This window comes from Thermophilibacter sp. ET337, assembly GCF_024733715.1.
Taxonomy (GTDB): Bacteria; Actinomycetota; Coriobacteriia; order Coriobacteriales; family Atopobiaceae; genus Thermophilibacter.
The window spans coordinates 1-388 of sequence record NZ_JANRHO010000022.1 but is presented as its reverse complement, the minus strand read 5'-3'; the positions used below and the strand labels follow the sequence as shown (position 1 = coordinate 388).

Below are 388 nucleotides of genomic sequence, written 5' to 3'. Positions count from 1 at the left end.
CGTACCTGTTCACGAACTCGGGGGTCCTGGCGCCCTCGAAGGAGGCGCTCAGGGTGCCGTCGCCGTTGTTCTCGACCACGACCGTGACGGTCCGCTCGGTTTCGTCGTAGGTCCAGCCGTTGCGGTTAGCGGTGTCGTCGTTGAACGCGGCCGCGCCGTCCTCGGTCACCTTGAACGTGTAGGTGCCCGCCTTGGAGAAGGTCAGCTCCGGGAAGTTGGCCTTGCTGGTCTGGCCGTCCTCGAGGCCGCCCGCCACCGTCGCGTGGAGCTTGCCGTCCTCGTCGAGGCCGGACTGCACGCCGTCGGCGTTGTCGGACGTGAGCTCGGCGGTGAAGGAGAAGTCGCCGGGGTTGTCGGCGCCCGTCACCGTCTTGGCGACGTCGAGGGT

At 68.3% G+C, this 388-nt stretch carries 1 protein-coding gene; it reads right to left on the bottom strand.

The genetic code is table 11. The features are described 5' to 3' along the window. Positions 1-388: Spy0128 family protein (locus NW198_RS09635; protein ID WP_258340947.1), on the bottom strand; the 388-nt coding region annotated here is incomplete at both ends.